The 8,090-nt window shown below is 46.0% G+C and carries 19 protein-coding genes; 14 read left to right on the top strand and 5 right to left on the bottom strand.

The features are described 5' to 3' along the window. Window positions 1–129 precede the first annotated feature (129 nt). A complete protein-coding gene (locus AC1F2U_RS34030) occupies window positions 130–282 on the top strand; it encodes a hypothetical protein (protein WP_480265149.1) in 153 nt (50 codons plus the stop codon). Window positions 283–526: 244 nt separating this feature from the next. Here the strand turns inward: AC1F2U_RS34030 and AC1F2U_RS34035 are convergent, their stop codons facing one another. Beyond that, window positions 527–718, bottom strand: a complete 192-nt coding sequence (locus AC1F2U_RS34035; protein WP_480265150.1) for a hypothetical protein — start codon at window positions 716–718, stop codon at window positions 527–529. 75 nt (window positions 719–793) lie between these two features. Here AC1F2U_RS34035 and AC1F2U_RS34040 point away from each other — a divergent pair, with 75 nt between their 5' ends. Then, on the top strand, window positions 794–1,120 hold the full coding sequence (locus AC1F2U_RS34040; RefSeq protein ID WP_480265151.1) for a hypothetical protein: 327 nt from the start codon (window positions 794–796) through the stop codon (window positions 1,118–1,120). 71 nt (window positions 1,121–1,191) lie between these two features. Here the strand turns inward: AC1F2U_RS34040 and AC1F2U_RS34045 are convergent, their stop codons facing one another. From AC1F2U_RS34045 to AC1F2U_RS34060, 4 genes are all read right to left on the bottom strand, one after another. Continuing rightward, window positions 1,192–1,653: a DUF4102 domain-containing protein gene (locus tag AC1F2U_RS34045; protein ID WP_480265152.1), complete on the bottom strand. Its 462-nt coding sequence runs from the start codon at window positions 1,651–1,653 to the stop codon at window positions 1,192–1,194. Between the two features lie 50 nt (window positions 1,654–1,703). After that, window positions 1,704–2,426 carry a hypothetical protein gene (locus tag AC1F2U_RS34050; RefSeq protein WP_480265153.1) on the bottom strand — a complete coding sequence of 241 codons (723 nt, stop codon included), beginning with the start codon at window positions 2,424–2,426 and terminating at the stop codon, window positions 1,704–1,706. A gap of 71 nt (window positions 2,427–2,497) precedes the next feature. Further along, the gene (locus tag AC1F2U_RS34055) at window positions 2,498–2,701 is read right to left on the bottom strand and encodes a hypothetical protein (RefSeq protein ID WP_480265154.1); all 204 of its coding nucleotides are present in this window, start codon (window positions 2,699–2,701) and stop codon (window positions 2,498–2,500) included. A gap of 113 nt (window positions 2,702–2,814) precedes the next feature. Further along, complete coding sequence (locus tag AC1F2U_RS34060; protein WP_480265155.1) at window positions 2,815–3,150, bottom strand: hypothetical protein; 336 nt, start codon at window positions 3,148–3,150, stop codon at window positions 2,815–2,817. A gap of 345 nt (window positions 3,151–3,495) precedes the next feature. On the opposite strand from AC1F2U_RS34060, the gene AC1F2U_RS34065 reads away from it, so the two are divergent. The 12 genes from AC1F2U_RS34065 to AC1F2U_RS34120 all read left to right on the top strand — a co-directional run. Next, window positions 3,496–3,714 (top strand): hypothetical protein, encoded by a 219-nt coding sequence (locus tag AC1F2U_RS34065; RefSeq protein WP_480265156.1) that lies wholly within the window; start codon window positions 3,496–3,498, stop codon window positions 3,712–3,714. Between the two features lie 71 nt (window positions 3,715–3,785). Then, the gene (locus tag AC1F2U_RS34070) at window positions 3,786–4,088 is read left to right on the top strand and encodes a hypothetical protein (RefSeq protein WP_480265157.1); all 303 of its coding nucleotides are present in this window, start codon (window positions 3,786–3,788) and stop codon (window positions 4,086–4,088) included. Further along, the gene (locus AC1F2U_RS34075; protein WP_480265158.1) at window positions 4,063–4,533 is read left to right on the top strand and encodes a MerR family transcriptional regulator; all 471 of its coding nucleotides are present in this window, start codon (window positions 4,063–4,065) and stop codon (window positions 4,531–4,533) included. The genes AC1F2U_RS34070 and AC1F2U_RS34075 overlap by 26 nt, the downstream gene beginning before the upstream one ends. Further along, window positions 4,520–4,774 (top strand): hypothetical protein, encoded by a 255-nt coding sequence (locus AC1F2U_RS34080; RefSeq protein ID WP_480265159.1) that lies wholly within the window; start codon window positions 4,520–4,522, stop codon window positions 4,772–4,774. The genes AC1F2U_RS34075 and AC1F2U_RS34080 overlap by 14 nt, the downstream gene beginning before the upstream one ends. A 9-nt stretch (window positions 4,775–4,783) precedes the next feature. Next, the gene (locus AC1F2U_RS34085; protein ID WP_480265160.1) at window positions 4,784–5,251 is read left to right on the top strand and encodes a hypothetical protein; all 468 of its coding nucleotides are present in this window, start codon (window positions 4,784–4,786) and stop codon (window positions 5,249–5,251) included. A 44-nt stretch (window positions 5,252–5,295) separates the two neighbouring features. After that, the gene (locus AC1F2U_RS34090) at window positions 5,296–5,568 is read left to right on the top strand and encodes a hypothetical protein (RefSeq protein WP_480265161.1); all 273 of its coding nucleotides are present in this window, start codon (window positions 5,296–5,298) and stop codon (window positions 5,566–5,568) included. Continuing rightward, window positions 5,550–6,089: a hypothetical protein gene (locus AC1F2U_RS34095; RefSeq protein WP_480265162.1), complete on the top strand. Its 540-nt coding sequence runs from the start codon at window positions 5,550–5,552 to the stop codon at window positions 6,087–6,089. The genes AC1F2U_RS34090 and AC1F2U_RS34095 overlap by 19 nt, the downstream gene beginning before the upstream one ends. Further along, a complete protein-coding gene (locus AC1F2U_RS34100; RefSeq protein ID WP_480265163.1) occupies window positions 6,079–6,294 on the top strand; it encodes a hypothetical protein in 216 nt (71 codons plus the stop codon). The genes AC1F2U_RS34095 and AC1F2U_RS34100 overlap by 11 nt, the downstream gene beginning before the upstream one ends. Further along, on the top strand, window positions 6,257–6,829 hold the full coding sequence (locus AC1F2U_RS34105) for a hypothetical protein (RefSeq protein ID WP_480265164.1): 573 nt from the start codon (window positions 6,257–6,259) through the stop codon (window positions 6,827–6,829). The genes AC1F2U_RS34100 and AC1F2U_RS34105 overlap by 38 nt, the downstream gene beginning before the upstream one ends. Continuing rightward, on the top strand, window positions 6,826–6,999 hold the full coding sequence (locus AC1F2U_RS34110; RefSeq protein WP_480265165.1) for a hypothetical protein: 174 nt from the start codon (window positions 6,826–6,828) through the stop codon (window positions 6,997–6,999). Before AC1F2U_RS34105 ends, AC1F2U_RS34110 begins: the two co-directional genes overlap by 4 nt. After that, window positions 6,983–7,207 carry a hypothetical protein gene (locus AC1F2U_RS34115; protein WP_480265166.1) on the top strand — a complete coding sequence of 75 codons (225 nt, stop codon included), beginning with the start codon at window positions 6,983–6,985 and terminating at the stop codon, window positions 7,205–7,207. The genes AC1F2U_RS34110 and AC1F2U_RS34115 overlap by 17 nt, the downstream gene beginning before the upstream one ends. A gap of 323 nt (window positions 7,208–7,530) precedes the next feature. Next, the coding region (locus AC1F2U_RS34120; protein ID WP_480265167.1) for an IS110 family transposase at window positions 7,531–8,090 on the top strand (560 nt) is incomplete at its 3' end.

Genomic DNA, 8,090 nt, shown 5'->3' on the forward strand with positions numbered 1-8,090 from the left:
TAACAAATTGCGACGGGCGGGAATTGCCAAAGAAATTATTCGCACTTTCACCGGACACCGCGACAACAAAGGACTTGACCCTTATTTTGAAATTGAAATGGACGAGCGCCGGGGTGCGATCGCAACTTTATGATCAACAAGCTCCTATTCCTGCAAATCGAAATCTTCCTTGAGGCATTTGAGGCTGGGAAATACGATCACCCCTTGTTCCTAGCGATGACTCTAGAGTGTTTGGCGAATCAGGCATGGGATGAAGTTGACCGACTCTACCCAAATCTATGACAAATTAGGCTTAGGGCGAATAAACTCAAACCAAGCTATTCACAGCTCGCAAATGCAACAAGTGCGATCGCACATTCATCCTATTTAGTGCGATCGCTTTTTATTGGGCATTGAAGGCTTAATGAAATTGACTCCCAATAAAAGATTTGCTTTTAAGGACAATTATCACGATAAATCAAGACTTTCACCCCATTTTTGGAGGCCCGCAGCACAGCTTCCCGTTGTTGAGAATCCTTGACACTATTCATTGCTGACTGTCTGGGTCTTCTTCCCAATCGAGTTCTAGGTCAACTCGCATCATTTGAATTATCACTTGCTCAAGCCCTTCATATAATTGAATTGCTTTTTCCGGTGATGATGCACTGATAGTCAACTGCACAACTGTTCTGTCTTCGCTTAGGGTAAGACGGAAATGATTATTTTTTGGTCTAGTCATTGGGCATTGGGCATTAGGTGCTGAGTGCTGAGGAGGTGGTACTATTGCCGTGTTACACGGCAGTTGAAGTAATTTATGGGAAGGACTCGCACAACCTGGAAGTCAGGTAGCACTTGGCGCAGTGGGAAGACAACTTCAATTCGTGTCCCGATAGCGCTCAAAGACAACATTTCGGTTTACGCTAGGTCTGTTGATTCCAAACTGATAAACGATCAAAATCATGCCATCCCCTCATACTCAGGGGATTTTTTAGAAATAATTGACCGCTACATTGCTTGGAGAACCAAGAATTACCGCTCTACGCAGCTTTTTGCAAAACCAGACATTACCGCTCGTACCTGGGATGAGCTGCGGAAGCTTCAAGACCTGCTGCGGCAATCTCCAGAACTGTTGCAGGAGTGAAACCTTTGCGGCATCTCTGACAAAACCACCTTTGCACTACTGTCTGGTCAGATAATTTATAGCTACCGTTTTTAAAAATTAGTGTTGTTTGGTTGCACCTTGGGCATGGTGGGCGATTCATTCTTCCAGCCTCGGATCAAGTCCTTTATCTCAAATGGTAATTTACCATCTGCGATCGCAATTTCTACATCTGCCTTTTTACGTTTGGCGATCGCACTATCGACACTGCCCAGGTAGAGGCGGTTAATCTTGCGGCCCGTCATCCAACAGTACCGAAAATACCAATATTTATTACCAGACCGCTCTACCCAGTACTTCTCTATCCAGTGGGTATCGTGTTGGGGGGCAGACTTTAAGGTATCAGTTGCAACTTGCTCCCCAACACTTTTACACGGATTGTCTGACTCTGAGATTTGCGCCCCAACACTATGACTATCTTGGGGGGTAAGTTCATCCCAGAACGGATCGTAAACGTAAGCAGGAGTATCTTGCTTGGTAAAAGCTTGTAAATCAAACAGCGTAGGTTGTTTCATAATCAGACTGGTTATATTATGGTTGCTGCTTCCAAATGGAGGCAGTTTTTTTATTCGTCATCAAAGAAAGTTTCTAAATCAAATGCACAAACTAGATCGCCTGGTTTTGTCGCATGTGAAAGCTTCTTACATATTGCCCAGTGATTGCGGGTTGTCTCCCACCAACAACCACGTAAACAATCCCTAATAAAGCCTTCGGGGTTCTCTACCTTGTCGAAACCTCCGCGAATTTCAAATAAGATTAAAGCGATTTTTACTTGCCATGTTGGGCGTTCTAATACCTCGGTTACATTGTCGTCAAAATGTATACCAGACTCCGAGAGTATCTCTTGATTAATAGAAGAATTGGAATGCTGCTGCTGTATATTACCCGTCACAGCAGATTGCTCATTTGAGGTGGGTGAAGTGTAACTTAAATTATGGTTTTGTAAGTTTTTTTCTCGCTTCTTTCTCGGTGGCTTCAACCATTCGAGGGGTCTTACAAGTAACTTAAATATCTTCCAAGAGTACTGTTTAATGACTTGGATAACTCTGTGTTCTACTAGCTGATCGAAAATATGTTTGAGGTAATTATGTGAGTATCCTTTACCTCTTGCTTTGGCTACTGTGGCGTTGAATTCTGATAAATCTGGCTCGACTTCTTCAGCTATTACACCCTGCCTCATTAGCCATTGCCAAAGTGATTTAGCAGCAGGGCAAATATGGTGTTGATAACAAAATGCTTCGTGTTCTTCCGTCCACGGAAGTGAATTTTTTGATGAATTTTCTGGCATAATACTATTAGTTTGTTTTCGGAAAGCCACCCACGATCGCTAAATCTCTGGTGGCTTTTTGATTTTTTTAGTTAGTCGATCGAGAGATACACAACACCGGCTCCGTCGCATTCACTACAGGGTTCTGTGTATTCATTACCGTCCCCGTCGTCCTCAACAACTTCACCGCCGCCGCCACAGGCATGACATTCTATTTCTTCAAGTGTCAGCCCCACTTCGTAGCCTTCGACTTGTCCGCTTTTGAATACCTGAGTCTTTTTCTTTGGTTTTTCCATTGGTCATTCGTCATTGGTCATTGGTCATTGGTCATTCGTGGCGATCGCACTCCGGTTTGAGGTGAGCGCGACACGCCACGAATAAAGCCGTCTACCCAAACAGGTAAACGGCTTTATTCTTTATTCTCCTGAAACTGACTGTACAGTTCTTTTAATTCTTCAAGATGGTTTTTTAGCTCGGCTGTTCTATTCTCAGACTCCTCTATAAGATCCAGAGTTTTAGAGATCAGCCGACTAAGGATTCCCCCAAGAATTGCTTGTCCACGTTGTTCAACGAAATTTCCCCTCGGCCTATCATCTCTATGAGTTGCGATCGGCTTACTGACATTCTTTCGGCTAACTTGTCCAGTCCCTCTACTCCTGTTGGTGTTAGTCCCAAACTGTACTGCTTCTTCGTCTCCCCGTGTTCTCGGTGCTTTGATTTCGCCATTTTCTGCTTCAGTGATCATGATGGACTTCTTATATAAGATTACCAAGATTTTATATAAAATATATTGTATAAGATGCTGGACTGATTGCGTCATCTTATATAAGATATGCATTATGCACCCACTCCCCAACGCCTGACAGTTTGCGTTGCAACCGGAGAAATCACCCACGCCACTGCCACAGTGCCCGGCGCGGAAACACCCTGTACCTGATGCCCAATGACTGATGACTAACTCCCAACCAGACAGAGATTGCAGCCTGTAGCGGTAACGCAAATGAAAGACCTGCTGAGGAGTTGAGCAATTAAAAAGGCGACCACTACTCGCAAGCGATCGCCAACACAACAAATTAAGGAGATTGTACCAATGTCACACCCTTACTTGGAACTTTACCAAGAAGCAGAAGATGATTACCGCAAATTGCGAGACGGAATTCTGTCCGCTTCAATGCAAGAGCCTCCAGAAATTAAAGAAGCGATCGCGCGGATTTTGCATCAAGTCCACATGGAAGTCATGGACGGGCAGCTTGCCCGATTTGTGGAAAACGAACGCAAGATACAAGCGCTTGCCCACGAGTGCAAGTAAAAAGGCGACCGATACCGTCCAAAGGGGAGCGATCGCCAAACAATGCAGTATTTAATGAGGAGATTTTACCAATGTCCAAGCCATTAGGCTACTACACCAGTGTCACTCCAGGTGATGATTCACTCTTAGACGAAGTGCAGAGGAAGTATGGCAGCACCTTTGAGAAGATGACCAAGCGAGAAAAGCTCTCTATATTGACGATCCTGGCATCAAACCTGGGGTGTCAGCTTGACGGAGGTGTTCGCGGCGAAATTTACTCTATTACAAGAGAGATGACAGATCAGCTTTCACCCTCTGACCAGGCAGGAGTTATGGAAGCGATAATTTCTCAAATCCGTTGGGGGCAGAATGCAGAACCTGTACACCACTCCTGAAGCAGCCAGGGAGACGGGCATACCTGAAAGTACCATTCGTTCATGGATGCGTCGTCACCCTGAAGTGTTCCAGGTGGATGTTCACGTTGCAATTGATGAACACGGTCAAAAACTGTGGACTGATGCGGGAGTTGAGATGTTGCGGGCCCACCGTGCATCGAAAACTGCAACAGATGACGATGCAGAAATTGATGCAGAATCCGATGCACCGGATTTACTTGAGTCGCTGTTAGAGGAGGATGCACAGCGACTCGCCAACGAATATTGGCGACAGCTGCCGGGTCGCACCTTGCAACGCATTAAACAGATGCGGGACAACCCCACACCAGAACAACGCCAGATAGTGCAACTATCAGTCCGCGCTGCAATCAACGCCGGAACTGAGCATCTACTCTTACCCACATATCAGCCGATGTTGCTAGAGGGAGGAGATGAAACAGACTAAACAACAGCTTACCAGTAAGGTTGTACCATTCACCGGGGAATTTTACCCAACGGCATCTGAACCCGCAGCCGCCGGGAATAACATTGCTGCATTTTTAGTCATGCTTGCAGCTGCATTAGTTGCTGGTTTGAGCATAGGTGCAATTTCCACGTACCAAAGCGCGGATCAAGTGCAACTGCGCGAGATGAAAGCCCAAAGCCAACAGCTTGAGAAAGTCAAAAGTCAAGTTTGTAATAGATAGGAGTAAACAATGGGAATCCTTGCACGAATTACCAGCGCTGCAAAGTCCAGCAACAAGGGTAATGAATCGTCCCTCTCTACAGGGGGCCACGGAATTGATAAAAATCGGGTGCTTGCCCCAACAGATCCAACTGTCATTAACCCAGTGAACGCCGGGAATTGGGAGACTGTAAGGACAGCACCTATCAATGATACGCCACGTTACTTTAACAAAGCTGAGGCTGATGCACTCAAGCGAGTTGCAACCCAAAAGAGACAAGAAGCGCGTCAGGCGAAACGCGCTTACAAATCCCTCAAAACCCTTGAACAATCTGATGCACAGGTACACACAGCCCATCGTAACTACATTAAAGGAGTTGCGGACAGCGAACTTACCAAGAAACGCTCCGATGCTTCCACTGCGAGGCATTTACACACCTTGCGACCTGAGTATGCACGGTTAGGCTTTGGTTTAGACCGTGCTGAAAACAAAGCATAGCAGCGCATTGAAGAACTCAAAGCCAAAATCAAGGAAAAATACTAATGGCAAAGGCGGTACACCTGGGGGCTTGGTTCCTTCTGGGGTGTATCGCCTCTAGCTCTGTGGCTTGGCTAGGGGCGCTGCATCCAGCTTTGTTTCGGGTGATGTGTGTTATCTACATAATGTCTGGGGTCGCTCTAGCCCTTGCCCTACTGACAGATGACGCGGTGAGACAGTTTCTCAAATTGTCCGAACCAGATTATTATGCCTTGCTGATTGCGATCGCAGTTTCGATTGTTTTGGGAGGAATGCTGTCATGGCTGATAGGTGGTTAAAAACCAACTGTTTGCTAGCTAGCGCTACAGCTTTTTGGCTAGCTGCACTTTCTCCCCTGCCCCAAATTGGCAAAGGAATCAGCTACAGCTTGGCACTTGTTGCATCAGTGCAACTAGTTGGGGAATCGCGGCGGCTCATTGCACAGGATGCCCGACGTGCAGCGCTATCAGCGATGAACCAAGAACTGGAACAGGTAGAAATTGGACTACATACTCAGCAGCAAGAGCAAGCGCTCTATGAAATTTATGGCGCTGCACCAACTTACCCGCAGGAAGTTAAGCAGGAGTTACAAACTAGCCTAGAACACTTATATAAGGAGCCAAGTGCAGAGCAGACAGGTGAAACTTCCGCTTCCACTTCCCATGACAAAGCCTTCTATTTGGCAGTAATTGGTCTACTGGAAGCCAGAGGGGAAACTTATGTGATTGAGCAAATTTTGAAAATGGGCGGTCGTCGCTGGGAAGAGGGTAAACGGCGATTGCAACAAATTTTAGATGAGGGTCAACAAAATGAGTGGTGAAATAATCAATCAAAAAAGTGCAAAGCTAGCCATTGCAATGAATTATAAGGATCATGTTTTCGTTGAGCCAAATTGTTATGCAGAGACAGCAAAACTAGTGAATAGCGATCAGGTCGTTGAAGGATTGGCGAGTAGTATCGCTCCCGATCATCCAGGGTGGCTGTGGGGTGAAAGGTACGAGCGAGGCGAAAAGACAAGCACCTAACTTAAAAGCGATCGCGCTTTGTGGAAGGAGTGCGATCGCTAATGAATTCATCTACCAATGTCAAAAATATCACACAACTGTTATGGGAGCTATTGACAGAGGAAAGGAAATTATCAAGAAAGCAATTCGAGCGACTCAAGCGGGTTTGGTGGCTCGAATTTCGGTTGCAGATCAAGCCAATTTAGTTGTATTTGAACGAGCTTTGAGAGCGGCAGATGTTCAGCGAATGCTTGTCCAGAAAGGGGTTAGGGTTGAATTTTATTTTCCTGAAGCACCAGTAGAGCAAGCTAAAAAATCTATGTTGCAGGTTATCAGGAGTGCATCGGCTGAAATTCAAGAGATTGTGTTTCCTGTTATCGCCCAAGATTACGCTGATGCAGAAATAGCACTAGCTAGCTCAGAAGTACAACAGGCACTCAACCGACGCGGCATCACTGCATCACTCCGGTGGGAATCTCAAGAGCAAATAGTTATCGCCAGCCTTGACCAGGTGAGAAGCGGCGAATTGGATAAATATTTGAGGGAACGAAAATGACTGACTTAAAAACACCCAATTGCATTAATTGTGGCTCTCCCCAAGTTAGATATGATTCTGCTTTTGGCTTTTATAAATGTGAGAGTTGCTCAACAGTTTGGGGTAACGATGAAGACGATCCAGACTACGAAGAATTTGACGATGATGAAATTTATGAAACCACCAAATAATGACTTCGTGACTTTACCCAAAGACTTATATGTACTAAACAGTTTAGCAATCGGAGTAGCTATACAACTTCTCGCCAAAATGACTGGAGAAAGCATAGAAGATTGGAAAGAATATGTAGGGGCAAAAGCTGGCGAACAATACCGGGAATTATCTGCTGAAAAAATTCAAGAAATAGTTGAGTCTCTGGATGACGAAATAACCGCCTGATGAATCGCAATTGCGATCGCGCCATGAAAGCGCGGGCTACCTGACACAGTAGCCGAAACGTGAGTTAATCTCACGTCGCGGACGGACTCCAAATCCGACGTACAGCACATATACACAGCAGCTTAGGGCTTTTTTGCAGAATCAAGCTGTAATGGCTTTCTGACGTTCACAAGCTCGGCTGCTGTGAGTGCGCTGTTTTCTCCCTATGTCGCCGCAGTTCGCGCTGCGGCATTGCCTTGAGAGTGAACTAGGCTCAAAGTGGCCTTCGGGTGATTCGCAGGCATGGCATCAGGGACAAGACGAAACCACCCAGGAGTAACTGAATGATTAGAATTTTGGGACTTGATGTTAGCAAGTCCTCAGTTTCGGCTTGTTTGCTCACGGATAAGCCCGAAGATCCACGTCAATTTTATTATGAATGTTCGTTTTTTAAGTTGAGCGCTGATGCAAAGGGAATTCAAGATTTACTCGCGCTCAACGCGGACATTGCACTACTAGAACCAACTGGCAATAATTACAGCAAACTTTGGGGTACACACTTGGCTCGTGTCGGGGTAGAAGTGCGTCTGGTAGGTCACAAAGAACTGAGGAATTATCGAGCTAACCACCTAGCACTCCCAGATAAAGACGATGATGCCGATGCCTTAGCGTTGGCCTGCTATTACTTTGATTACCACCAAGATCCGCGTCGATTTGTCCAAATTCGCGATCGCACTATTGTCAAAATCCGCGAACTTGTGCTGAGACTCGCTCACCTAAATCGCGTTCAGTCTCCGATCGTGAATCGTGCGCGGCAGGATTTAGCGTGGCAGTTTCCAGAAGTTGCACTAGTAAAGTCCCGGCGGGGTGAATTGGGTGAAGCGCCTTTGCTTTGGGGGTGGCT

This window comes from Nostoc sp. LEGE 12454 (assembly GCF_056620565.1).